11 protein-coding genes are annotated in these 26,559 nt (G+C 61.5%); 5 read left to right on the top strand and 6 right to left on the bottom strand.

Translation table 11 applies throughout. From position 1 onward, the window contains the following. Nucleotides 1–170: 170 nt before the first annotated feature. Nucleotides 171–2,315, bottom strand: a complete 2,145-nt coding sequence (locus tag ACXAD2_RS07040) for an FG-GAP-like repeat-containing protein (protein WP_475168622.1) — start codon at nt 2,313–2,315, stop codon at nt 171–173. 649 nt (nt 2,316–2,964) lie between these two features. Here ACXAD2_RS07040 and ACXAD2_RS07035 point away from each other — a divergent pair. Further along, nucleotides 2,965–3,171, top strand: a complete 207-nt coding sequence (locus tag ACXAD2_RS07035; protein ID WP_475168620.1) for a hypothetical protein — start codon at nt 2,965–2,967, stop codon at nt 3,169–3,171. Between the two features lie 269 nt (nt 3,172–3,440). Here the strand turns inward: ACXAD2_RS07035 and ACXAD2_RS07030 are convergent, their stop codons facing one another. Continuing rightward, nucleotides 3,441–4,532: a helix-turn-helix transcriptional regulator gene (locus ACXAD2_RS07030; protein ID WP_475168617.1), complete on the bottom strand. Its 1,092-nt coding sequence runs from the start codon at nt 4,530–4,532 to the stop codon at nt 3,441–3,443. Nucleotides 4,533–4,777: 245 nt separating this feature from the next. Between ACXAD2_RS07030 and ACXAD2_RS07025 the strand changes: the two genes are divergently transcribed. Further along, a complete protein-coding gene (locus ACXAD2_RS07025) occupies nt 4,778–5,035 on the top strand; it encodes a hypothetical protein (RefSeq protein ID WP_475168614.1) in 258 nt (85 codons plus the stop codon). A gap of 151 nt (nt 5,036–5,186) precedes the next feature. On the opposite strand, the gene ACXAD2_RS07020 is transcribed toward ACXAD2_RS07025, so the two are convergent. The 4 genes from ACXAD2_RS07020 to ACXAD2_RS07005 all read right to left on the bottom strand — a co-directional run bounded on the left by ACXAD2_RS07020 (nt 5,187) and on the right by ACXAD2_RS07005 (nt 12,045). Continuing rightward, a complete protein-coding gene (locus tag ACXAD2_RS07020; RefSeq protein ID WP_475168609.1) occupies nt 5,187–5,582 on the bottom strand; it encodes a hypothetical protein in 396 nt (131 codons plus the stop codon). A 1,461-nt stretch (nt 5,583–7,043) separates the two neighbouring features. After that, on the bottom strand, nt 7,044–8,366 hold the full coding sequence (locus ACXAD2_RS07015; RefSeq protein WP_475168604.1) for an HlyD family type I secretion periplasmic adaptor subunit: 1,323 nt from the start codon (nt 8,364–8,366) through the stop codon (nt 7,044–7,046). Next, a complete protein-coding gene (locus ACXAD2_RS07010) occupies nt 8,363–10,588 on the bottom strand; it encodes a type I secretion system permease/ATPase (RefSeq protein WP_475168601.1) in 2,226 nt (741 codons plus the stop codon). Before ACXAD2_RS07010 ends, ACXAD2_RS07015 begins: the two co-directional genes overlap by 4 nt. Nucleotides 10,589–10,614: 26 nt before the next feature. Next, nucleotides 10,615–12,045 (bottom strand): TolC family protein, encoded by a 1,431-nt coding sequence (locus ACXAD2_RS07005; protein WP_475168599.1) that lies wholly within the window; start codon nt 12,043–12,045, stop codon nt 10,615–10,617. 141 nt (nt 12,046–12,186) lie between these two features. On the opposite strand from ACXAD2_RS07005, the gene ACXAD2_RS07000 reads away from it, so the two are divergent. Genes ACXAD2_RS07000 through ACXAD2_RS06990 form a run of 3 tightly spaced genes read left to right on the top strand, consistent with a single transcriptional unit; the run spans nt 12,187 to nt 26,514 of the window. Beyond that, the gene (locus ACXAD2_RS07000) at nt 12,187–12,867 is read left to right on the top strand and encodes an OmpA family protein (RefSeq protein ID WP_475168598.1); all 681 of its coding nucleotides are present in this window, start codon (nt 12,187–12,189) and stop codon (nt 12,865–12,867) included. A 19-nt stretch (nt 12,868–12,886) separates the two neighbouring features. Next, nucleotides 12,887–16,300: a hypothetical protein gene (locus ACXAD2_RS06995; protein WP_475168594.1), complete on the top strand. Its 3,414-nt coding sequence runs from the start codon at nt 12,887–12,889 to the stop codon at nt 16,298–16,300. A gap of 20 nt (nt 16,301–16,320) precedes the next feature. Beyond that, entirely contained in the window at nt 16,321–26,514 is a 10,194-nt protein-coding gene (locus ACXAD2_RS06990) for a hypothetical protein (RefSeq protein ID WP_475168593.1), read from the top strand. Nucleotides 26,515–26,559: the final 45 nt, after the last annotated feature.

The following is a 26,559-nucleotide window of genomic DNA, read 5'->3' as shown; positions in this document are numbered from 1 at the left end:
CTCGCAGTAATGACCGTGAGCTGAAGATTGCCCCGTGTTCATGGCCCGGGGTGCCCGACGGATGTTTCCGGAGCTCTGTTCCAAAGCAGCGAGGCGCGGGCGTAGTCGCGGCATTCCCGGCTGGCGGACTCACGCCTCCGCCGACCGGTCTTGTCGATGAGGGATGTCATTTACGAAAGCAGGGTGCCATCATCGAAGAAGGCCGTATGCACCCTGGGGCCCCATGAGTAGTCGGAAGCCTCGAAGGGCTCGACGATCGCGCCCCTGTTGTTGAAGAAGCCAGTCCCGTTGTTTTCCAGAAATTTGAGCTCGGTCTCCGTGTAGATCCCTGTGGCCAGAAGCAGGTCGACATCGCCATCGAGATCATAGTCTGCCGCAGCCTGAACATTTCCGCTTAGTTGCTGCAGCAAGGAGACCTGTGCGCTGCCGAGAGCGAATTGTTTTCCGGTAGTGGTGTTCACCACCTTATAGGTCCGAAGCCCGGCGAAGGTGTTCGCGGGGTCTTGGGTAATGCCGGCCGTCACCAACTCCACCAGACCATCCCCGTCAAAGTCAGCGACTTCAAATGATCCGAGTGCACCATCAATCGGATCGATGTAGAGCTTGTCGCCCGCTTGGCTGTACCCGGAGCCGTCGTTGAGCCAGCCGTAAATGCCCCGTCCTTCGCCGCCAACCACGAAGAGGACATCCATGTCGCCGTCATGGTCGATATCGGCAACATGCGGGTCACCCATCGGAGCGTCGCTTGGAGCGTATGACTCCGTGGCTACATAAGAGCCAGAGCCATCATTGAGCATGATTGTCATGGCATTGTAATCGTAGGCAGAGAAGACCACGACATCTTGAAGGCCGTCACCGTTGAAGTCGGCAAACCGCGCGTCGTTGTTCCCGTCACCCACCGTTGCAGGGCTTTGGGACAGAACGCTGAAATTTCCGGACCCATCATTGCCGAAGACGATGAGCCGTTCTCCGAGGTAGCTGGTCGCAAGCAGGTCCAGATCGCCATCCCCGTCGGCGTCGCCGACATCGTGAAGCATGATCATGTCTTCAGGAAGGGAGGCATCTTCGCGATCTTCGGTATCGACGTCGATGTCGATTTGGAGAATATGGCTGGGGGTGGGGATGAACTCTCCACCTCCAACATTTTCCTTGGGTCGGAACGCAAAGTTGATCGTTTCGACACGGTCCGGCTCGGTATATGGGTAGATGTCAAAGGGCCCCTGGACTTCAATGAAATCGTCGTCCCCGTCGCCGTCGTAATCGATCGACATGAGCGTGCGATAGTCAGTCCGGATGCCGGCCGCGTTCTCAATGAAGGTTGCAGTGCCATCATTGTAGACCGCTGTGACGAAGTCGGCAGTGGTGGTGGTGCTCGCTTCCGCAAACCAGACGTCAGGCGTTGGTATCGGAGAGGGCGGAGGTTCCGCGGAAAAAAGGTCAATATAGTCGATCCGCAGAGGTTCTCTGCCGTCACCGGCACCGGAGAGGTTCAGAACATCGCCAGCCTCGAGCCTAAGATCGCTGAAGGTAATCGTTCGAAGGCTGCCCTTGCTTGCGATGGCATCGCCGGTTGTATCATTGAACTGCCATGACCCACGAGTGCCGTAGTTGATTCCATAGCTCAAATTTGAGATGCCGTCGGTTTCATCGAAATAGGCGATGGTCAGATCGAAGAGCCCGCTGTGCTGGACAACATATTCAGCCCGGGCACCTCCCCCGGCAGTGTGCTGAAGGGTTTTCATGCCTGAGGCTGCGCCATTTTGAACAACCGAAAACCCTTCCACAACAATGAAGTCCTCTGCCTCGATCCGGATCGTTTCGCCGTAGGGAGGCGTTGTGGCAACAATATCTATGTAGTCTGTGCGCAGGGGTTCACTGCCGTCGCCGGACCCTCGAAACTCGATTGTATCGCCGGCCTCCAGGGCGACATTGAACGCGATGAACTCGGCACGTGTCTGCGGCGTTACGATTTCGGTGCCGAGAAGGGAAGCCCAGGTGAATGATGCAACGAGGATGTCATTGACGACGAGTTCCATTTCGGAAACTCCGTCTGTCTCATCAAAGTAGCCAATGGTGATATCGTACGTCCCGGAGGGATGATATATCGCGCCAGGCCCTGAGAATATTCCGCCAGCCTGCGAGGCGTCGCCAGTTGCCTGAAGATAGGATTTTCCGGATGCATGTGGGTTCGAGCGCGCTGCAAATCCAGCACCGATTGTCAGGTCCTCGGCTTCGGTTCGACCAACGGACACGGGTGCCGCAAAAAGTCTCTCGGGAAAAGAAAAAACAGAAACAGACAAGGGGTTAGCAGGCATAGTCACCTCCCTAGAATGCGCGACTCAAATTCGCTCAAAGAATGTGCGAAATGTGCATGCTCCACTCTCACGGGTCAAGCCTGCAAGACATATTCAACTTACTGCACCATCAGAGTTGCGGGGCATCGCTGCCGAATGCGCAATGAAGGCATTTTATTCGAAACTGTCTTGCTCGCAGCAAGCAGCGCGCCACCCGACGCCGGCCCGGGAATGAGCTGCCCGAGCCGGTAGGTAGACGCGCCAGAAATAGTCGTCTTGAGGGCTTCCGCGATGGCGCTGGCACCATCGCAAGAGCATCGTCAAGCATACGGCTTTGCTGTTGACCTGGGACAACCGGCTGCCTTTTCATGGTGTCCCGGAAGAATGCTTCGCGCTCGTCCGGGGCCATCAGGAGTTACTCCTCGCCGCGGCGGGCGGTCATTATCTCCTCGCGGGACACAGTTCTGTCGCCGTCTTTGTCAAAGTGTGCGAAGACGCCATCGATTGAGCGCGGGCTGCCTGCACTGCATCGGCGAAGATATCTCGGATCGGCTGGACGTCATTCCCGCACATTTCATAGAGCCACGCTGCTTAAGCGCTTCGTTGTAGGCTGGCCAGTTCTTTGTGTTGTAGCTCTGCGGGACCGGTCCGCTCATGCCACCCAGCTACCATGCTGGATTCACGAGATGAATTCTTGTCTCGGCTTTTTCGCATTAAAGCACTCAGTGGCAGTAATCTTTTCGACGTACGTCCGGATGGCGCTGAGCAAGAGAATTGGGAGGGCGGCGGGCGCGCGGAAAATCTGGGAAAGCACTGGTTCTCTCCGGAAAAAAATTGGGAAAAAGAAAGTGTCGAGATCAATGTGGGCGAATTCTGAAAATGAGCGTAAGACCGCATGTCTTTTTCACCGACCCGGCCCTGCCGGAATAGTCTATATCCTGATCGCGGGGCGGCGGGGCGACGCTTGAAAGGCCTGATGGTGCTCCGGACTGCCGTTCGCCGCGCGCGGCATGGAGGTCAGCAGCGCGGGACCTTTCGCCGTTCGCCGCACATGCTAAGTTTGTGCTACGAATGCGAAGCTGTCAGGGAAGATGGTCGAAATGCGGCAGACAGTCACGCGCCGCCGACCCGCCGGTCCGTCCGGGTTCACAGCAGCCCAAGCCGGAAGGCGATCGCGACGGCTTCGGGAATGGTGCGGGCGCCGAGCTTGCGGCGCAGTGAGGCGCCGTGCAAATCCACCGTCGGCAGCGCCAGCCCCAGCGCATGGGCGAGCTGATCGCGCCGGTATCCCCGCGCCAGCCCGTGAAGCACGTCGAGCTCGCGCGGGGTCAGCTGAACGACTTCCTCGGGCGAGGCGATGCTGTTGCGCAGCCCCGTGGGGTCTTCGGTGGTGACGATCACCAGAACCCGCCGCCCGCCCTCGTGCCGCGGCAGCAGATTCAGCCGGATCGCCGGCAACAGCCGACCATCCACCGCGCGCAAGCCCGGCAGATCGACGGTGCCGGCCGCGCTCGCCCTCTGGCCGGTGGCCGCCGCGACCCGCCGCCGCAACGCCTCTGCGCCCGGGCCGGCGATGGCGAGGCTGCGGTCGTATTTCACGATCAGCCGCGGGTGCAGCGACAGCAGGGTCTCGGCCAGCCCGTTGATGCGGATCAGCCGGCCCTCGTGGTCGAGCTCGAAGGTCGGCACCTCGTCGCGCAGGCTGCGGTCAGGGGCGGCGATCTCGCGGATGCCGGTGCGGAGCAGCTCGCGCCGGATCGCATGCAGCCGCCCCAGATCCGCGGCGTGGCGATTGACGTAGCGCATGTCCGAATCGCTAAAATCGCCCGCGGTCCTGCCCTTGTGGAAGGCAGTGGCGACGATGCCGTCGCGGGTTTTCTGGATCAGCCCGGCGCACCAGAACCGGTCAAGCCGGTTCTTAACGATGTAGTCGTTGTACATGGCGCTTTTCTCGAAGGTCGCGGCGCTGACGAAGCGCGACAGGCGGAACGCGCCCTGGCCGATCTTGTCGTCGCTGACCTGCGCCATCCAGGGATCATCCTCGAGGAAGGCGTTGTAATCCGAGTTCGCCTCGGGCTGGGTGCCGGCGGTGATTTCCTGGATGTCGCCGGGATGCAGCCAGAAGAACATGGCCGAGGGCACGTCCAGCGCCCGCGCCAGTCGCCCCGGCAGGGTCTCGAACAGGGACTGGTCCAGCGCCGCGTCGTAGATGTCGTGATGGGAGAGAGTGGAACTCATTAAGCACACCGATTGCCGCATGGTCAGTCTGCAAACTGTGGCGCCGGTCGTCAATTCACTTGCCGGGCGTGGCGATACCCTGCGCCAAGGTGTTGAAAATATAAAAACGTTTTATGGACTGGACTTGTCGGAAGAGGCCGGCGGGGGCGACCTATGGTTTCCCATAGGTAGACTGCCTTGCGCGATGCTCCAAACTCTTCGCGCGCTTCGAACGGGCGCAGGGAAACAGGGACACGGGGGATTCGATGTCGCAGGACCGGAAATTGGAGACCAGCTTCGACGGGCAGGAGGTTGCGGCTTTGCTGCACGCGCTGAGGCATTACGAAACCTACTGGTCAGCTCTGGTCCTGAGCGCCGACCACGTAAAGGGCAGGGGGGTGAGCCAAGATCTGGTCGCCGCCTGGCGCAAAGCACGTATGCTTAGACGCCGCATTGAGCAGGAGGCCGAACAGCACCAGTTCGCCGAGATGGACGTTGGGCCAGCCTCGATGGATGTCTACTGACCACCCCGCGACGTGTTCGATACGAGGCAAGCGGCGGGCGAAAGAGCGGGTAACGTGAGGCCGAGGAGCTGAGTTGTCGAGCACCAGAGGGGCATGGTCTGCGTGTGAGCGTAAAGCCGGGCTTCGGCCGAAGCTCTCAACCTGCGGAACGTCAGAAACTGACCGCAAGCCCCAGCGCGTAGCCCTCGAGATTTTCACCTTTGGTGTACCGGACGATTGTGCGGGCCGTGGTGACCCAAGGGATTTTGGTCTGCGAAACATCTATTTCGGCGCCCAGCCCGACCTGTGCGATCCATGGTGAATTGAAGATCTCTTCCTGATCGCCGCCATAATGGCCGAGTGAGAATTCCCCCACAGCGCGGATTGGCCGTTCAAATGCGGTCTCGCGCGTGGGGACCCGAAGCCGGGACCATATCGCCGTCGTGATGGCCTCGGCACTGCCCACTACGTCCCTGTCGCCCCAGATCGGCTCGAGGTAGAGGTAGTTCTGGCGAAGGGTCACATCGACTTCCCAGTCGTTCTCCCGCTTGCGGTTGTAGTCGAGCACCAGAGCGGTTCCGAGCCCCCCCCGCCGTCAGGTTGCCGTCCAATAGGAAGTTCACATCCTTTTCGAGCTTCTTGCCCACATAGAATGCGCCGAGCGTGGCGTCGCTCGCAATGGTGCCGAGTGCAACCATAAGCAGGGGCCTGAGCGCAAGAGTCTCTGTCAGCCTGAAGTCCCAGCCGATCGCGCCTGAGGCTGCGAAGCTGTTCCAATTCACCGGAAGCCTGCGCTGTTCGGCGCCAGAGGACGCCACGAAGACGGGATCATAACGGTTCCAGCCCCAATAGCCTTCCAGATAGAGCGGAATATCATCACTGAAGGTGAAGCCGCCGCCAAGTTGTCCCGCCCGGAAGTCCACGCCCCTGTCCGGCCGCCTGCCGGTGTCCAGAGTAAGTGTGCTTGCAGTTTCGCTGGGGACTGCAGCCAGCCCGAGGAGCGCAAGGGCGCCCGAAGCGCGGCTTTCGATTGAGCCGCCAACAAGATCCACCACGGCCTGTGCATGCGCTGCGGAGGAGCAGAGCGTAATTCCCGAGACCATCAGTATGGCCCCCGTTTTGATCAACCACGCAGATCGCAATGCCAATCCTCCACACGAACCTGCCTGCCGCCAATATCACTCCGGTCTGGCACGCACATACCACCTCGCGGAAAGCTTGATGCGACGCAGGCGACCGGTCAATTAACTTTCGACAATGGAACAAAATTCTCATCCGGCATGATCCTGCTTGGAGCCTCTTCGTGCCATGATCTCCAGCCTTATGTCGCAAAGCCGAAAGCTACCTTCCCGTTTGAATGGCTTCGAAGCCAGTAGGGACAAAAGGGCAGTTTATGATATAACTACCTTGAGCGCGGTCGACCCAGAGGATGGCTGGACGGAGCTAGTCTTGGCCATCGGGAACACATCCTTGCAATTTCGCTCTTGATCGTACCGCGCTCGCCATGCCCTGGCACCAATTCGTACTGCCAGAACGGGTCGTCGTCTGGCGCCGGGCGAGCCGGTCCTCTTTTTCCTCAAAACTTGATGAGCAGGTTGCGCTCTTGGGAAAACTACCGGGGGTTCGACTAGGGGCCGGGCAGAGGGTTTCGACTTCAGATGCTGCTGATGGGCTGAATAAGGCCTACGCTTCTTGATGGAACCTTTCATGCTAGGCGTGATCGTTTCGCCCACTGGCGCGCGCCATTTCACCTAGTATTTCTAGTACTTGAAAGTTGTATTGACCGGGAAAGTTGCAGCTTTATGTTGTTTGATGGAAACGCCACTCACGGATCCAAAATACAGCGAGGCGCAGCCGAGGTTTGCTGCGCCTCGGGCCCGCCCCTCCAAGCCAGTATATCAATCGATGCATTTGGCATCGCCGCGACCAATCAGCAGATTTCACCAGTGGTCGAAATCGGTTATCTTGCCGCGCATCATATACTGACGCTTCACTTCGTGAACTTCGGGACTGGAGTTTCAGCATCTGGTCAGCGCTCGCGCAGCGCTTCAGCTTGGGCCTTGCGCAACGGTTTCAGCAGGTAGTCGAGCACAGTTCGTTCGCCCGTCAGGATATCAACAGAGGCAACCATGCCCGGCTTGATCTCAAGGGTCTGACTGCCGCGGCTCAATGTCGACGTCGCGGTCTCGACGATCACCGGGAAGTAGATTTCCCCACTCGCCTCGTCGGTCATCGCGTCGGCTCCGATGCGCTCTACGGTCCCGTCGAGGGCACCGTAGATGGTGAAGTCGAAGGAGGTGAGCTTGACGCGTGCTTCGAGGCCCGGCCGCACGAAGGCCACATCTTCGGGACGTAGGCGCGCTTCAACTTGAAGCGTATCGCCAGCCGGGACAATCCGCAGCACTTCCTCGTCGGGTTTGATGACCTCGTCGACTGTATTGACATTGAGCTCGGTGACGATGCCATCTACCGGCGCGCGAAGGTTCGCGCGAGCAACGGCGTCCGTCGCGCGGCGGATGGATTCGTCGATAACCTCGAGCTGGTTCCGGGTTTCTGCCCTCTCGGCGGTGACTTCGGCACGGCGGTTCAGCGCAACCTCTTCGAGACGCGCCTCGCCCTCGCGCAGGGCTGCACGGGCTTGCACGAGGGCGACTGTTTGCCCATCGCGCGCCTGCAGCAGCCCGGATTCTTCGCGTTCGAGCGGAAGCATCTGCGCCCGCGGGACGACACCGGAGCTGGCCTTAAGATTGATCTCCTCGTCCAGAAGTGCGAGCCCTTCGGCATTGCGCTCAATGGCAGTTTGCAGCTTGCTGATCTCCTGGCTCGCCTGATCCACTTGTGCTTGCAGAACGGCACGCTGGCCCATGTAGGCGGCACGCCTGCTGGCAAGCAGCGCGGTTTCACGCAAGGCAAGCGCAGAATCCGGATCGAGCCCGGAGAGGCCAAAGTCGAGCTCCACGGCGCCGCGCGCCTCGGACTCGAGCATGAGGCTGCGGGCGGCAAGCGCATTGCGCTGAGCCTGAAGCTCGCCGAGGCTCGAAGAGCTTGCTGTATCGTCGATCCGCACGAGGATGTCGCCCCGCGTGACCTTGCTCCCCTCGGCGACATGAATTTCCCGCACGATGCCGCCGTCCAGGCTTTCAACGATCCGTGCGCGGCCTGATGGCACGACACGTCCGGGCGCGCGGGCGACCTCTTCGATATGGGCGAAGGCGGCCCACGAGATGCCGCTGCCGGCCAGGATGAGAACAAGCAGCAACGCGAAGGTTAGCACGCGCGAGGGACGATGGAGGCGCGCGGCCGCCGCCCCGGGCGCGAAGTCTTGGAGTTGCCAGCTTCGGTCCGCACTCATGACCGTGCCCCGCCAGCAAGCCTGTCCAAAACCTCGCTCTTGGGTCCATCCTGAACGAGTTTACCCTGATCGAGCACAATCAGCCTGTCGGTCAGCGCAAGAAGTCCCATGCGGTGGGTCGAGACGATGAGGGTCATCGGGCGTCGGTCCAGTACAGTTCTAAGGCGCTCGACGAAAAGCTGTTCGCTGGCCTGATCCATGGCAGAGGTCGGCTCGTCCAGTACCAGGATCTTGGGGCGCATCAGCAGTGCACGCGCCAGCGCAACCAACTGGCGCTGCCCCCCTGAGAGGTTGCTGCCGCGCTCGGAGATGCGCATGGCGAAGCCATCTGGGTGCTGCGCGGCAATCCGATCCGCACCAGCCTCCCGGGCGGCGCTCAGGACGTCACTGTCGCGCGCACCCGGCACTCCGAAGGCGATATTCTCAGCCAGAGTTCCGGAAAAGAGAACGGCGTCCTGGGGAACCAATTGGATCATGGCTCGAAGCTGGGCGCTGTCGATTTGCTGCAAATTGATGCCGCCAAGGCAGACCAGTCCGCCCGTCGGGCGATAGAGCCCCGACATCAGGCGCACGAGACTGCTCTTGCCAGCGCCGACGGACCCAAGCACGCCGATATGTGCGCCGTCCGGAATTTCGAGCGTGATGGCGTCGAGCGCGTCCAGCGGCGCCGCCGGATACCGCAGAGTGGCGGCCTCAAGCGTCAGCGCGCCATGCAGATTGGAGGCATTAACCGTGGACAGGCGCGGCAAGGCATCAAACTCGAGGCACATAAGCGAGTCGAGGCTACGCAGGGTGGCCATGGCGTAGCTACCGCGCAGGAACAGACTGGAGAGGGCGCCACTGGGCGCAAGCGCTCGGCCCGAGAGGATCACCGCTGCAATCACCGCGCCCATGGTGATATGCCCTTCAAGGGCCATGTAGACCCCGATAATGACAATGCCGATGGATGAGCACTGCTGAATAAAGGCGGTCGAGGTGGTTGCCAAGGTCGCGAGCGTCCGGCTGCCCTCCTGCGCTGTGGCGCTCTCCAGGACTTGACGTTCCCAACGGCCCTGCATGCGGCCGTGACCGGTAGTCGCCTTGAGCGTCTCGAGCGCTGTGATGGCTTCAACGGCAACGGCGTTCTTGACACCGCTGCTGTGCCGCGCCCAGTTGGCGGCCTGACGCAAAGGGATGAGGATCGCCAGACCGATAAGCAGGATGGCAGCCAAGGCGATTGCTGGCGGCAGGACAAGCGGACCGCCGATGTAAAAGATCACGACCAGGAAAAGTATGCTGAAGACCAGGTCGGTGAATGAGGCGACGGTTTGAGAACCGAAGAAGTCGCGGACCTGCTCGAAATCCTTCAGCGCGTTCATCAGCGCACCTGAGGATCGGTCCATCGCTTCTAGCCGTAGCCCGGATATGTGGCGGAACAGAGCTGCAGAAACCGTCAGGTCGAGCCGTTTGCCGGCCGCGTCCACGATGCCGGCACGCAGCCATTTCAGCCCGGCGTCGAGGAGAAGCGCGATCGCCACCCCCGCCACAAGCGACCAGAGCGTCGTCAGCGCCGCGTTTGGAAACACCCGATCATAGACATTCATGGTAAAAAGCGGCACCGCGAGGGCGAGGAGGTTGACTGCGCCGGAGGCCAGGACAACCTGCAGATAGTCGGGCCAATTTGCCCGAGCCGCGCCCCAGAACCAGTGTCGTGCCGTCTCCGCTCTTTCTGAGGTATGGGAGGTCTCGCTGCGCTGACGCAGCAGGAGCGCGTGCCCGACATATGCTTCCTGCAATTCCGTAAGCGCAATGGGCTGCCTCTCCTCGCCTCGGCTGGGCCAGAACACCAGGGCGCACCCATCGTCCTGCCGCCCCAGCAACAGACAGGCCTCGCGCGACGCCAGGAAAAGGATGGCTGGCAAAACCTCGTTCGGCAATGAGTCGAGTTGCCTTCGGCTGACCATCATCGCGTCGAAGCCTTGCGTGTCCGCCGCGCGCAGCGCCAATTCCGGCGACAGTGCTCCATCGGGCGGCAGCGGCAGTCCGCTGCGCAGTGTTTCCAGCGATAGATCCCGCCCTAAATGGCGCATTGCGTCGAGCAGGCAGGCTGCGAGCGGGTCGCCTTCGGGCCGGGGGAACTGCCATTCCGGAGGGGCGCTTCCGGTTGGCTCCGATTGCGCAACTCTTGGGGCAATGCGAAGCCGTGGTCCGCTGGCCTGGGAGGTTTCGGCTGGTTCTGACATGCCCTCTCCTTGCCTCCCTTCGAGGATCACCTGCCGATGGACTTGCGCCAATCGCTGAACGATTGCGCGTCGAAGCGGTCTTGGGTCTCCGCGGCGGCGACCGGTGGCGCGCCGACCTGGTCGCGCGCATATGGCTTGGCGTCTTCGGGAGGCTCGATGCCAAGTGTTGCCAACAACACCCCCGACGCGGCGAGCACGCGATAGTCGATGTAGGTGCTGAGCGAGCGCGCGTTGATGAGTTCGGCTCGGGCACGCACATAGGCATTCTGGGTGTTCAGCACGTCCAGAAGCGACCGCGCGCCGATGCCGAACTCGGTCTCGTAGGTCTGGCGCAGGTCTTGCAACTCATTGACCCGCGAGCTCAGGACCGAAACGCGCTTACGTACCTGCTCTCTGGCGTTCCAGCTCTGCCGCATCTCACGTTCGACCAGCCGGGTCTGCGATAGCAGGCGTGCGCGGCTTTCGTTTACACGGCGCGCGTTTGCCTCCCGCTCTGATCGGTTGGAAGTGCCCTGGAATTCGTAATTGAACCGCAAGCCCACCGAGAGATCGTTCACCTCTCCGGTGACGCCGTCGACATCCTCGCCGTAGCGGCCGCCCATGACCAGATCGAGGGTCGGGAAGCGGTTGCTTTGCGCGCGTCGCGAAAGGGCTTCGGATGCCCCGACGTCTGCCTGCGAAAAGCGGATGGTTGGGTTGCGCGCGCGCGCGGTCGCGAGAGCACGATCAAAAGACGGGGCGACGGCGCTTGAGACTGAAGGCACCGAACTCAAGCTGGTCGGCTCGACGCCCACCACTTCGACGAAGAATGCTTCAGTGTCCGCGAGATCGAGCTCAAACTCTAGCAAGATGTCCTCGGCGGTCAGCAAGCGTTCCTCGCCTTGCAACAGGTCGCTGGCACTGACGACGTCGTTGTCAAAAGCGCGCTGAAGGCGAGCAACGGCGTCGCGGTGGTAGGCAAGGTTGGACTGCGCGACGCTGACTTGCTCGCGCATCCGCAGCACATCGGCGTAGAGCCGCGTCGCTTCGAGTCCCAGAAATTCCGAGCGTTCGAGCACCCGCAGGGCCGCCGCGTCCACTCGGTAAGCCTGGTGCTCGATCTCGGACCGCGTCCAATAGCCGTCGAAAAGCCGCTGAGAGACCTCGGCATTGAGCTCGTAGCCATCGACGTAATCGCCGGTGCCGCTGCTGTTTTCTCCAAGGTCTCGGCTGCTGCCGGCCCATCCATTGAGTGAAAATTTCGGAGCTCGAAATGAGCGGGCCTGCCCGAGTTCGAATTCACGGGCCTGCTTGTTGTATTCCGCAGCCTGAATATCTGGATTGCTCTCCAGAACATAGACTATGGCCTGCCGAACTTCGAAGGCCTGAGCCTGAGATGTAAGCGACAGAAACGCAATAAGGCTGAGCGCGATAGGGCGGTTAAGCAAGATTTCGAACCTCTCCGCTGAAATAGTCATGAAAACCTGACCCGGAAAAATCCCTCAAATCAACCGTTGCGCGTGCAACTACGTGTTTATTTGCGCTCAACCGAGAAGAGAGTTGCAAAAAGGTTTACCCAACGACACCTTGTGAAGGGATTCCAAAGGAAATGTAAGCCCATGAGCATCCGAACTTTCGTGCTGTGCCTCCTCGCCTCTCTTGCTTTCGTGTTGCCGCTGCGGGCGCAGGACATCGGCACGGTCAACTTCAGGTTCAACTCCTCGGTGCTTGATCCGTCTGCGCGGGCAGAGATCAAGGAGATTGCCAGACGCCTTTTGTCGAGCCCAAGTTACAAGCCGACGGTCGTGGTCGGGTTCACCGATGCGGTGGGCAGCCAAGGGTATAACCAGCAGCTCGGTCTCGCGCGGGCTCGTGCAGTGCAGGAAGCTCTGATCGCCGAAGGCGTGCCAGTTTCCCGGATCGGCACGGTGGCGAGCCGCGGTAAGAACGAGCTGCTGGTCGCCGTCGCCGGCCCCGAGAGGCGCAACCGCCGGGTCACCGTTACGCTCGATGATATTTTCGCGGCCTGCCGAAGCTGGCGTGATCTCGGACTGACAGAGGCCTCGGTTGGCGCCGAACTCGCGCAGGACCTCAGGTCACGGTTGGCCGAAGCCGCGGGTGCCTACGAGCAGCTTCGCCAATCTGGAGTGAACGGCCCGGCGTACCAAATGGCGGGCGCGGCCCGAGAGGATTGCGGAACGGCGTTGGGATTCAGGGACGATGCCGTGCGTAAGGTCGAATATGCGCAAAGGTGTCTATGCAACTTCGCCAGGATGAAGGTGGCGCTGCAGGCAAACTAAGCCGTGCGTAAGCACGGGTATGACCTTGATCGGACTGAACATCGCGCCCCCGCGTTTCCGGGGCAGCATCGAGGATCTTCAGAAGCGGTTCTTTGCCCCCGTCTATGGGGGGATGGTATTGACGAGGAGCGAATTCATGGCCGATGGGGATCTCGTATTCTCGCCGAATGTGGCAGGCGCGACGCTGGTTGATAAGCTTCGTCAGGTGCTCGACGCCGGGCGGGCTGGTCTCGCCATTGACGGCGTAACATTCCTCAATACCGAGGCTCAGGACGCCTTGAGCATCCCTGCCGGGATCGAGGTAGCAAGGGTGCTCGTGCTCGACAATGCACTGATCCTGGTCCTGACTGACGGAACACTGATCGTGCTTCTCGAGGCGACGGATCATGACTTCACCCTTGTCTCCGATGGGCAAAGCGTGGAGTCGGTGGCGTTGCTCGACATTGCCCAACCCGCCGAGACCTGGAACGGCACCATTTCCCTCGGACGCCAGGTCACGGACGGGTCCCCCGGCAGTGGCCTCGAGCTCACGCTACGCGTCCTTGATCCGCTTTTCGGCCTCGCCTTCAATCCGCTCCTGCTGCCGGTCGCTTATCCCGAACCTGAGCGTTTCGAAGACCGCTACGGCGGTCGCGAAGGGACGAGGGGCTTCGAGATTGTCCCCCTTGAGACGTCGGACGTTCGGCTCGCCGAGACCGATGAGCCGGTGACCTTCAGGCTGGGGGACTATTTCACGCTGACCTCCGAGGTCGGGAATGGCGACACAAGCTCGGCTTTCGTAAGTGCCAGGATCGTTGACCTGCCGGTCGGCACGAGCGCCAGCTTCGGCACGTTCACGCTGGCGGAGAACGGGCTGCTCGTGTTCGAGGCGACCGGATCGGCCTCGCAGATCGGCGCGCTCCTGATCACGTTGCCGGCGGATTTCTCAACAGACAGCCGCTCGGACTTCGAGCCGGGCGCGCTTCAGGGAACGTTCCATGTCACCTCGCGCTTTGGCGACGATGTCAGCTCTGACTTCACCATCGGGCTTTCGGTCGAAGGCGACGTCGCGATGGATGGGCCGGGGGTGCTGGAGCTGGCCGAGACGGATGGCCCGGTCGATTTTCGCCCCATCGACGCACTGGTGCCGGGAGCGACTGACGCTGATGGTTCGGAAAGCGTCACCACCGTGTCGTTGGAGCTCATCGGCCTTCCCGCGGGGACGCTGATTTCGCGAGATGGCGGCGTGTCCTTTTCCGAACAGGACGAGCCCTTTGCATTCTCCGGGTCACCGGGGGATTACGCGAAACTGGTGGTGAGACTGCCGACGGATTTCTCAACCGCGAACCCCGCAACCGCGATCATCGGCACTGTCACAGCGCTCACGGACGAGGGGGGTGTGGTCACCGGCGATTTTGGCGTGACCCTTGCCTATGAGCTCGACGTTGATCTCTCCGCGCCGGCACTGATCGAAGCCGAAGAGGACAGCTGGGGCGGGGATGAATCTGGCGTGCGTCTTGCGCTCGGGATCAGCGTTGCGGCCACCGATGTGGATGGGTCAGAGGACAGCACCATCGTCGAGATCCAATACTCGGGGGTGCCGCCATTCGCCTATTTCAATGGCGGCAGTTTCGACGCAGGCATCGGCCTTTGGGCCGGGACCATGGCCGAGGCGAATGCGCTGGTCCTGACGCTTCCCGGCGACTACTCGGGGACGATCACCTCGGTCATTCGGGCCATCGGCCCGGAGGGGGCAACCGAGACCAGTCAAACGATCCGCATCTCCCCGACAGGAGACGTCGACTTTGACGTCAAAGAACTGGTTGCGGCAGAGACCGACGCGCCAGTGGTCGTGATCCCGTCCTCGGCATGGAACGCGTCAATTTCTGATGACGATCCTGGGGAGCCGTCTGAAGCCCTGCAGAGCGTGACCTTCACACTCGAGGGGCTGCCGCCGGGCGTGATCATGGCAGGAGTTCCGACCGGTGCTATCACCTACGACGCCGTGACAGGTGGCACGCTAACCTTTTCGGGAACGGCCGAACAATACGCCTCTTTGACCCTTACCTTCCCCGCAGATTATTCCACCGAGAGTCCGCTCTCCGGAGCAAGTGGCGCACTGACAGGCACGATCAGCGCCACTTCGAGCGAAGACCCGACCGGCGGGCAGAATGTTCCAATATCGCTCCGGATCACGCCCGAAGGAGATCTCGTGATCCGAGATCTGCCTGATACGGTTGCGGATGAGACGGACGCGCCAACCCGGGTGTCCCCCTCTGAGCTTATGCTTCCCGAGATCACCGACCTCGACGGTTCCGAAAGCCTTGTGGGTACCATGCTTGTGATCGAAGGCTTGCCAGGAGGATCGACCCTCGCATCGCTCGGCCTTGCGTTGCCAACAGGCGCGCAGTCGCTGCTCGACAGCCTGCCGAATGGAACCGTCACCGCATATATCTTGCTGACGCAGGCACAGGTCGGCGATGTCTTGCAAGCCTATTCTGCCCTTGAATTTGAGCTGCCGGCGGACTTCTCGACGGAAAACCGCAGCGATCTTTCGGCTGGAACTTCGCTGCCGCTGACACTGCGGCTCATCGGCCTTACCGATGAAGAGGCGGACCTGCGGATTGAGACCGCAGATGACGGGTTCGCGATTGCGGAGCGCGTGGTGGACATTGCAGCCGAAGCGGATCTCACGCTCGATGTGCCAGCGTCCTTGAATAGAATCGAAGACGGCCTCGCTGGCGACGGGACAGGTGTCGAGGTCGCTCTCGGCATAGACATCGCGGCGAACGATATCGACGGTTCGGAAGACGACATCACGGTGACGATCCGCTTCGAGACCTTGCCCGCAGGGACGGTGTTTCTAAACGGCAGCACCGACCTGACGGACCGGTACGATCCGGCAACAGGGATCTGGCAGGGCAGTGAGGCAGAGGCGGAGGCCCTCAGCCTGCGGCTGCCGGGCGACTACTCGGGCACGGTGTCTCTGGAAATCGAGGCGCGTAGTCCGGAAGGTGTGGTGCTGGGCGACCAGATCATCGAGATCACGCCCGCTCCGGACATCGATTTCGGCATCGAAGACGCGGCGCTCTCCGAGACCGACCGGCCGGTGCGCCTGAGCCCTTCGGACGTCTGGCGGGTCGAGATCAGCGATTTCGACACGAACCTTCCACGCGAAGAGCTTCAGACCATCACTCTGACGCTGGAGGACATGCCACCGGGCGTGACGGTGCTGAACGTGCCGACCGACACGCTCACCTACGATGTGGTATCTGGCGGGGCATTGGTCTTCACGGGCACGGCAGCGCAGTACACCGAGCTCGCGTTCGTCTTTCCGGCTGATTTCTCCACCGAGAGCCGGGGACCGGGGCAGCGCACAGAAGGTCCCATCACTGGCACACTCTCAGCGGTATCGACCGAAGGCGCTGCCACCGCCGGCCCCCCCTCAGCCTGACGGTGACGCCGGAAGGGGACGTGCGGATCGACAACACCAAGCCCTTTGTGGCGCCCGTCGAGACGGATGAGGTGACAGTCATCCGCGCCGGGGATGTCATCGAAGCCTTTGCGTCCGATGCAGACGGCTCGGAATCTCTGGAGCAGCTTGTCCTGACCATCGCAGGGCTGCCGGCGACGGACCAGAGCGGCGCTCCACTCGATCCGCTTCCTCCGGTCGATGGGTCTTATCTTTTGCTGAACGATGGCGGTGGCGTAGCGGAGTTCGCGCTTGCCGGAGATGGCACGGTCACAATGACGCTCACGCTCGACGCGGCCAGTGTCGGCGACGTAGCGGCCGCCTACAATCAGATCAGTTTCACGCTCCCCCAAGATTTCTCCACGGCCAACAGGAGCGACTTTTCCAGCACGAACGCTGGGGCGACATCCCTGCCGCTGACGTTCCGGCTGTCGGCACGCACCGACGAGGACCAGGATCCCGGCACGGATAGGCTGGGCGATGGTGAAATGACCCGTCAGCGAACCATCGAGATTGGATATGAGCTCGACGTGGACCTGAGCGTCGCGCAGAGCGCAATCGCCGTGCAGGAGGATGGGGACGGTCCCGATGGCGGCGGGGTGACAATCGATCTCGGGATCAGTGTCACTGCTTCCGACCTGGATGGGTCAGAGGACAGCACGACCGTCGAGATTCAGTTTGAGGGGCTGCCACTCGGAGCGAGCTTCACGCAGGGCAGTTACGATCCGTCAACGGGCGTATGGCGCGGGAGCATGGCTGAGGCTGAAGTGGTCAGCCTGCTGCTTCCGGGAGACTTCTCGACGGAGGCGGGCGCGCCGATCACTGCGACCGTTCGGGCAGTCAGCCCCGAAGGGAGCGTCGAAACTGGGCTCTCCATCATCGCCACTCCAACTGGCGACATCGATTTTGACGTGACGGATCTGGTTGGCGCGGAAACCGATGCCGCGGTTATCCTTCGCCCGGCCGAGGCTTGGCAGGCGAGCATTTCTGATGCAGACGGCAGCGAGGTCATCGATACCGTTACGCTTATTTTGTCGGGTCTTCCTTCGGACGTGCAGATCGCAACGCCGCTCGGCGGTATGGTGTCCTACGATGAGACTGCCGGAGGAGGGTTCACCTTTCAGGGCACATACGCGCAATATGCCGCCCTCACCCTCGGGTTCCCGGCAGATTACTCGACCCAGAGTCCGCTGCCTGGAGGTCCGATCACGGGCGCTCTGAGCGTTGCCTCGAACGAGGACAGCCTTGGGCAGACCGAAAATGTCACGCTCACGATTTCGCCGGAGGGGGACGTCGGGATCAACGCCAGCATGGCTTTCGCGGATCGGCTTGAAGACGATGCCGCGCCCATCCGGCCCGCCGACCTGCTGGTCGCGCTTGCGACAGATGCGGATGGGTCCGAGGCGCTCCAGACGCTGGTTCTCGTCGTCGAGGGCCTGCCCGCGACTGATGCGGCCGGCGCTCCGCTCATCGATCCGATCGACCCAAGCTATCTGCAGCTTTCGGTCGATCCAGGCGCAGTTGTCGCGTTCGCGAGGGCCGCCGACGGTTCAGTGACCATGACGATCACGCTCGAAGAAGGTCCAGTCACGGACATCGCGGCGGCCTATGAGACCATCTCTTTCATGCTTCCCGAGGATTTCTCAACCGAGAACCGTATCGATATCGGCGGGGTGCCGCCTGATGCAGCTCTTCCTCTGACATTCCGGCTCTCGGCGCAGACCGGCGAGGATATCGCTGCTGGCGCCGCCGCCGGTCCCGATGCCGATCCCACGGATGGCTGGGCGCAGGCGGAGCGCGAGCTGCATGTCGCGGCCCGCGAGGATATCGAGCTCGCGGCGCCGGCCACAATCACGGATCAGGAAGACGGGGGCGCGGTGGACGGCTCTGGCGGGGTGAGCGTCGATCTGCAGATCGCGCTCTCGATCGATGACGCCGACGGCTCGGAGATCGAGGATCCCGACACCCCCTTTGCGCCCACGGTGCGCGTGCTGTTCCTCGGCCTGCCAGACGGCAGCATGGTCAATGGCGGTGTCTATGATCCGGCTACGAACCTCTGGTCGGGCACAGTAGCGGAGGTCAACGCCCTGTCAGTGTCTCTGCCGGGCAACTACAACGGCAGTTTCGGGACCGTCGTCTTTGTGCAGACGCCCGAGGGGACAGAAATTGCGCGGCAAACCGTCGAGATCACACCAACCCCTGATGTTATCGGCGGGGTGATCATATCCCGCGAGACGGACGATATCCTGCAGGTCAGGATTGGCGACAGTCTGGATATCGACAGTGCCGATGGTGGCAATCCTGCGGTGACCGGGATCACCTCTGTCACGATCACCGGCCTGCACTACGATGGCGCTGATCCCGCGAGCAACTTCCAGCTTCTGCAGGGCGGAACCCCGGTCGGCACGCTTGCCCCTGATGGCACCTTTACGTGGACACCAGCTGCACCCCTTACGGTCGCCGAGGCCGAAGATCTCGTCATGGTCTTCCCTCGCGACTACTCGACCGAGAACCCTGCGACGTCGCCTGTCGCGACCTTTGGCGTTGAGCCCACGTCCGAGGATGCGGTGGTTGTGCCGATCACTGTCGAGGCTGAGGGAGATGTCGAGGTTCCGAACGGGACACTCGCACTTGCGGAGACCGACGGAACGGTCACCTTCCGCCCGGCGGACGAAGTCGTGCCAGTGGCAACCGACGTGGATGGCTCGGAGAGCGTTACGCGAATAACCGTCGTCTTCAACATCCTTCCAGAAGGCATGCGTATCTCGCTCGATGGCGGGACCAGTTTCAATGTTGCAAGCTCGGACACGCTGGTGCTGACGGGCGATTCGGGGCAGACGGCCTTGGAGCAATACGCAGCTCTCGTCATTGAATTGCCGCAAGATTTCTCTACGGAGAACCCGCCGGCGGAGTTTTTTGCGCTGGTCGGCGCAAGCACGGACGAGTCTGGCTTTGCGCTTGGCAGGCTGGATGTCACGGTCGCCGCCGAAGAGGACCTTGTGCTCGCCGGCAACGGTGTGATTGTCCAGACCGAGAACGACGCTCCCGGGAATCGGGACGAAGACGCGTCCTCTCAGGCCCCACGCGATGTTCTGCTGAGCAACGCCTGGGACGCGTCCGTCAGCGACATTGACGGCTCGGAAGTGGTCGACAGCATTGTTCTCACGCTCTCGAACCTCCCGGATGGCACGCTGATCTCTACGGATGGAGGCCTGAGCTTCACCGCCCTCGCGGGCAGTGGATACAGTGGAACCTTTGCGACGATCGAGGAATATCGCGCGGTCATCTTGCGCCTGCCCGATGACTTTTCGACCGAGAGCCGGGGGGCAGGGCAGGGAACGAACGGTCCGATCACCGGCAATGTGACCTTCAGCACAGACGAGGGGGGACTGCAGGGCGAGCCTATCGCGATCACGGTTGCGCCAGAAGCCGATGTGGTCATTGAGGCTGCGGACATCACTCAGCAGGAAGACTACGTCGGGCCACCCCCGGTGGGGCAGGGGCGGAGCATCGCGCTTGGTCTCGATGTGGAGATCACCGACATAGATGGCTCGGAAACGCTGCAGCAGATCGACGTCAGCTTCTCAGGTCTTCCTGCGGACAGCACAGTGATCAGCGACGGCAGCACCAACTTTGCGCTGACCGGACCCAGTGACCAGATTGCGGGCTTGTCCGCCGCGCAGCTTCAGGCGCTCACGCTCACTGGACTCCCGCCGCATTTTTCCGGGATCATCGAGGTCACCGTATCGGTGCAGACGAATGAAGGCGGCGCCACCACCGAGACTTTCGCCGTCAACATCGAGCCGGTCGCGGAACCCGTGATCGATCTCTCCGTCGACCTCGCCTCACCGGAGGTGACGCAGGATGCAAGCGGGGCATATGTCGTCAAGGAAGACACCCAGTTCGCGCTGCGCATTGCGGCCTCGACGCCGGATACCGATGGGTCGGAAGACCTGACCCAGATTGTCGTCGAGAACATTCCCGCGGGCTGGCTGCCGAGTGGCGACATTCCCTTGGACCTGCTTAGCGGCGACACGACCAGCATTACCTCGGCAAATCTCTCCGGCACGACGCTGACCCTTTCACTGGCCCCTGGGATGACCAGTTTTGAAGGCGCGATCCTCGTTACGTCCTTGGCGAATGACGACACCGACGTGGACGGGTTGCCGGCACTCGGCGCTGATCTTGTCGCGACGGTCACCGCCCGGGATGTGGCCAGCGGGCTGACGACCGACACCGCCAGTGCCTCGGGCGTGGTCGATGTCGATGTCGATGCGGTCGTCGACCCGATCACCAATGCATCCGGCGACAGTTCGGCCCAGGAGAACACCGCGGGGGAGCGGATCGTCTCGCTGAATTTGAACGGTATCGGCCTCACCGACACCGATGGCTCCGAAGCCTTCACGTCGCTCTCATTCGATCTTTCGGTCGCGACGGCCTCGGATGATTTCGACGTCTCCCGGGACCTTGGCGTGGCCTATTCGGATCCGGCCTTCGCAGGGTATCTCGACATCTCGCTCACGCCTCTTTCGGACACGACCGCGACCATCACAATTCTGCCCGTGGCTGGTGTCACGACCGCGCAGTTCACTGATGCCCTTGCGGGGCTGTCAGTCACGTTCCCGCAGCACTTCAGCGGCGTTCTAAGCCTTGACGGGACGTTGGAGTGGGCTGAACTCAACCTCTCGGGTCAGGAATACGACCTCGGCGACAACACCGCGCAGCAGCAATTCAGTTTCACCCAGACCGTCGCTCCGGTTGCGGAGGCGGTGCTCAACGCGGCGGCCTTCGTTCTTCGCGCTGGCGAGGTCGGCACCGGATCGGCTCAGATGATTTCTGGCAGCGCCGACGGCGGATCGGTCACCGTTGCCGACGTCCTGACCCTGCTTGAAAGCACCGACGATGGGTCCAGCCCCGCGGGCGAAAGCAACCCCGCTGACGGGCAGGTCCAGCTCTTTGTCTCAGTCGACGCCGCGACTCCGGACACCGACGGCTCTGAGGAGCTTGAAACGCTCTTCATCCGCAACATCCCGACCGATTGGATCGCGGGTCATGTCGGAGGTGGCGGCGTCGTGGATCGCGGGGCGTTCTTCGGAACTGATGGCACGTCACCTCTCGGCGATGGTGAGTGGGCCAAGGTTGAAAGTGCGATCTACGACAACGTCATGGGGACGTTGACTGTCAGTTTCGTGCCCGACGTTACCGAATTCAATGCCTCGCTTGAGTTGTTGCCCACCCTTTATGAAGACTATGACGTGGATCGGATTGAGGGCGATCCTTACTCGGCGGCAGGGGCGTTCTTCGGGGAAGACCTGAGAATTGAGCTGACTTCCCGCGACACGAACACAGCCACCGAAGATTCTCAGGGCGCTGACGTCACGCTAGATGTGGATGTCGATCCAGTGAACAACTTCGCGATCATCTCGTTCCCGATCGTGGGCAACGAGCAGGAGATCGACGACGCAGGCGGGGTCTTTGCCTTCGAGATCGTGCCCGAGCTGCGCGATCAGGATGGCTCCGAGCAGATCACCGCGCTGGTGCTGCGCAACGTGCCCAGCTTCATGACGGTTTATGTTCCAGACACCGAGAACCCCACTGGTCCAAAGGTTCCTGCGCTTATCACCGCGCTCAACAGCCCGCCGGGTCTGAACACCTGGAGCCTCGAGGCGAATTACGAAAATGGCGTTATCCAGTGGTCTGATGTCGAAATACGTGGCATTCCCACCCATTTCGCCGGGGATGTCGCGGCTTCTGTCGACGTCGTGACTACGGAAGACGACGGCACCACCCGCGTTACGAACTCCTCGGTTTCGATCCGAGTTGAGCCGGTGGCGGATGGCGGCGATCCATCTGAAGCTGCCGAGACGCGCGAAGACACTGCTGTGCAGGTGGTCATCGACGGGAACATCATCGACAATTCCAACAACTCGCCCGGATCTCCCGAGGCGATCTACAATGTCGTTCGGCTCGAGAACATTCCGGTCGATACCTTCGGACGATCTCCGCGTTTCTTTGCCGGGGATCCAGCAGCGGGGGGCACCGAGCTTTTTCCGACAGCTGGGCAATTGGTTCTGTCTCCTTCGGAGGCGCAGAACCTCTGGGTTCTGCCGGGGCAGGACAGCAACGAGACGCTGCAGTTCGACGTGACCATTGTTTATTACGAAACCATCGAGCCGACCGAGACGCTTCAAGCGACAGGCACGGTGACCATCAGCGTTCAGGGCATCGCCGACGTGCCGATCGTCGAAGTACAGATGTCCGACCCTGCCGATCCCGCGAACCCGACGATTGCCGAAGCAGAGGTGGACGAGAGCTATAGGGCAGGTGGCGGCTACCGCTATGAGCTGATCTACGGATATGCGGGCTACGCAAACTCGGTGTTCAGGCTCGAGCAGACCCTTTCCGAGGCAGCGGTGCGTAACGGTTATGGCAATGTATCGGCTGGCAGCGAATTTGATGCCGCGACGCCGCTTGCCGGGCAGATGACCGAGATCACCGACGCGTCGGGCAACTATGACGGCTCCGAGACGATCTACTATTTCATCACCGGCGTGCAGCCCGGCACACTCTTCGTCGGCGGAACGCCGGTAGATGAGACAGGCGAGACTTACCTGGTTCCAGGCGATCGGCTCGCCGAGCTCGAGTTTGTGTCCGGCTCGGTGACCGAGGTGACTTACCACGAGATGCAACTACATGCGATCGTTCTTGAGGACGATCAGGAGATCGGCACATTGCCGGGGCCAGACGCGGATGCGAACCTCACATATCTGGACAGTCTTCCGGGCGGCGCTGTCGTCACCACCGATTTCACGATCATCGTACTGCCGGTCTCGGGCGGTGAAGACCTGCCGTGTGGGGACAATCAGAAGCTGCCAACCCCGACCCTGTCTTTGGTCGGCAGCGGGGATGAAGACACCGAAATTGCGTTCCAGATAAGAGTGGAGGCCGTACCTGGCTTTTACGACAGCATCGATGATCTGGTGAACCTGCCGAACGGCGTGGTTGGCAGCTTCACGTTGGCCATCGACTTGCCCGCAGGAGCTACGCTCAGCAGCGATCCTTCCGGCGCCGTCTTTATCGACCCGGCATCGGGCAAATGGGTGGTCGATCTCGGCAAGCTGGGCGTTGATCCGGGCGACCCGACGATGACCGCAGGGAGCATCTTGTTCACGCCCCCGGAACACCAATCGAGTCCGGAGAACCCGTTTGATCCCGACGAGACGCTGGGCGCTGACGATCCCTACGACAGCCTCGATCAGCTGACGTTCTCGACCGAGCTGATCAATGTGAACTGTCGAACGACCCAGTCGACGACGGGCGCTTTCGACATCAATATCACGCCCATCGCGGATGGTCCCGATATCACCCTGACAGGCGCCGCGGCGTTCGACGAAGACACCTCCTATGCGCTCGGCATCGAGATCGGCGAGATAGACGGCGGTGAGCGGCTTGTGGGTGATGTCCAGATACGCCTCATCGGCGGCGGCGTGGACGGCGCGCGACTCTTTCTTGCTGATGGCACGGAAGTCTTTGCCTCAGGAGCCGTCTTTGCGGTCTCACCGGATGATCTGGACGGGCTCTACATGAACGCCACGGAAAATTTTGGCGGCGACAGCATTCAGATCAGGGTGGCCGCAACAACCGAGGACATCGACGGCTCCACCAAGACAAACGCGGTGAACCGCACCGTCCTTATCAACGCAGTCGCGGATATTCCGGTGTTCACGCTGGAAGATTCGGTGCTCGATCCCGACACGGGACTGCCTTATCTTGATGTCGGCCAGTCGGTCCCCGTGCTCACGATCATCGAGGATATCCCGTTTCCGCCCTTTGAGATCGTGCAGCCGCAAACGCCGGATCAGGACGGGTCGGAGACGACGTCGATCGTCCTCGATCTCAGCAATGCGCCAGGCCTGACAGTGACCGGACCAAGTGGCAGCGGGTTCATCGACAACGGTGACGGCACCTACACGATCTCGCAAACTGCCTACTCCAGCGTCTATTTCTCACTCGATCCTGACCACGCGAGAACGCCGGACAGTATCAACGGCATTCCTGCCGAGTTTCCGGTTACCATCACCATCCAGACGCTTGAACTTTCGAACGCCGATACCAACACGGCGAGCAGAGACTTTATTGTGCGCGTTCGCCCCGACGCCGACATTCCGGGGCTCGACGGTCAGATTGCGCCGGAAACTGGCTTCGAGGACGACGGGCAGAGCTATCGTATCACGCTTGGCGGCACGACCCCGGATCCGCACGAGCAAATGGAGTTCCGGATCACCTTGCCGGTAGATCAGAACGGCACCCCACTTGGCGAAATCCTGCTCGATGGAGTCGCGCTGGAGCCTGAAGACGGCGTAGTGACCATCCCTGCCGCCGGCGCCGGCGGGCCGGGGGTGGTCCTTCTGCCTGACGGGATCGTCACCTATGTGCCTCCCGCAGATTTCGGGGGCGGTGTTTCTCTTTCCGTGGTCGCTGTGAGCATCGACTCTACGGACGCAGGCGCAATCTACCTCGACACCGAGGAGTCCGAGCCGCTTCAGCTCGAATTGACGATCGAACCCGCACCCGACCTTCAAGTGACCGTCGACACCCCGTCGGTGCAACTTCAGGAAACCGATGCTGCACTTGTCTATGTCCCGACCAACGACGTCACCATCGAGGTCACGGATTTGGATGGCTCGGAAGAAGTTAACAGTGTCACTTACACGCTCACCGGCGTCCCCGACGGAACAAGCTGGACGAGCGGCGCGCGTATGGCATCTGCGACCGGCGGCATACTTGCATTCGAAGGGAGCCTTGCGGAGTTCCAGACGCTCGAAATCAGCTTACCCGCCAATTTCGCCAGCAATGGGACGCCGATCACCGGCACGATCTCGGTCACGACCAATGAAGGTGGCAGCGAGGCGGGCGGTTTCGAGATCACGGTGAATGGGGAGCTGGACCTCGAGGTCACCGCCCAGAGCTCGATCCCGATTGCCGAAACCGGTGCAGCGGTCGTCGTAGAGTTTGGTATCGAGGCCGAGATCCTACCAGACCCGATATCAAACACGTGGGAGACGCTTGAAGAAGTTGTCGTGGCCTTCGGACGCACCTTGCCGGCAGGCGTGAGCGCGTCTGCGGGCACCTTCAATGCTGCGCGCGATACGCTGACCTATACGCGCGGCACCACAGATACAGCGACGTTTGCGGCGATGGTCGCAGCGCTTTCCGTAACTTTGCCTGCAGGCACGGCGACGGCGCTTGACGGGCTGATCACGGTCTCCACAAACCACGGATCGTCCGTGCCACAAAGCTTCGAGGTCGAGCTGAACTCGGCACCGGTTCCGGGGCCCGAGCAGAGTTTCGATATTTTCGGACAGGCAGGCTACACGATTGCGGCCACGGACCTTCTGACCGGAACATCGGACGCAGAAGGCGACCGTTTCGCACTCTCCAACCCTAAAAGCGATGATCCGGATGTCAGCCTGTCGCTGAACGCTGAGGGCGATATCGAGGTCAGTGTCCCGGCCGGGTATGCCGGCTCTCCGGTGTTGCGCTTCGACATCGTGGATGACGGCACACCCAGCGCCTCTGCGTCAGCCAGCGCGGTACTCAACATCGATACACTGCAAATGGTCGCCACAGGCAGCTCGGATGCGGACGGCCGCGACATCCTGTCGGAGGTCACGGGGCAGAGCGGGGGAACAGACAGCGCAAAGGGGACCAATGGCGATGACGCAGTGATCGTGGACCTGGCGCGCCCCTATACCGACATCGCAGGCTTCACCCTTTTGGGCGGTGACGACCTGATCGATCTGAGCGGGGCAACGACCGGATTCGCGGTGGACGGCGGAACGGGAAACGATGTCCTTATCGGGTCCGCCTTCGCAGACACCCTGTCTGGTGGGCTCGGGGCAGATACACTCACGGGAGGCACGGGAGCAGATGTGTTCTCGCTCGGCGACCTGACGGTCGCCGACGTAATCACCGACTATTCGCAGGGCGAAGACACGATCGATCTATCGATCTTGGTGCGTTTGGGCGCCGCAGAAGATGTTGAGGACCGAGTTGACTACGCCGCCGCCACAGGTGAGCTGGAGGTCGATGGCATCAAAGTTGCGCAGATCAATGCGCCGGGAGGCGGTCTTCCATCCAGTGTGGAGATCATTTTCGAAGACGCTGCCGGGCAGCAACAAGTTGCGACCCTCTGAACTCAGGCGCGGGGGCAGGGAGGGGCAGCCTGATCATTAGCGACG

It is taken from the genome of Salipiger sp. ABN3_019 (assembly GCF_056158605.1).
The sequence above is the reverse complement of the archived record's forward strand: the minus strand, read 5'-3'. Positions and strand labels throughout refer to the sequence as shown.

Excerpts from the sequence above, each read along its gene's own strand:
- ACXAD2_RS07015 (WP_475168604.1), bottom strand. The coding sequence starts at position 8,366 with ATGAGTGCGGACCGAAGCTGGCAACTCCAAGACTTCGCGCCCGGGGCG.
- ACXAD2_RS07035 (WP_475168620.1), top strand. The coding sequence starts at position 2,965 with ATGCTGGATTCACGAGATGAATTCTTGTCTCGGCTTTTTCGCATTAAA.
- ACXAD2_RS06995 (WP_475168594.1), top strand. The coding sequence starts at position 12,887 with ATGACCTTGATCGGACTGAACATCGCGCCCCCGCGTTTCCGGGGCAGC.
- ACXAD2_RS07030 (WP_475168617.1), bottom strand. The coding sequence starts at position 4,532 with ATGAGTTCCACTCTCTCCCATCACGACATCTACGACGCGGCGCTGGAC.
- ACXAD2_RS07010 (WP_475168601.1), bottom strand. The coding sequence starts at position 10,588 with ATGTCAGAACCAGCCGAAACCTCCCAGGCCAGCGGACCACGGCTTCGC.
- ACXAD2_RS07005 (WP_475168599.1), bottom strand. The coding sequence starts at position 12,045 with ATGACTATTTCAGCGGAGAGGTTCGAAATCTTGCTTAACCGCCCTATC.
- ACXAD2_RS07025 (WP_475168614.1), top strand. The coding sequence starts at position 4,778 with ATGTCGCAGGACCGGAAATTGGAGACCAGCTTCGACGGGCAGGAGGTT.
- ACXAD2_RS07000 (WP_475168598.1), top strand. The coding sequence starts at position 12,187 with ATGAGCATCCGAACTTTCGTGCTGTGCCTCCTCGCCTCTCTTGCTTTC.
- ACXAD2_RS07040 (WP_475168622.1), bottom strand. The coding sequence starts at position 2,315 with ATGCCTGCTAACCCCTTGTCTGTTTCTGTTTTTTCTTTTCCCGAGAGA.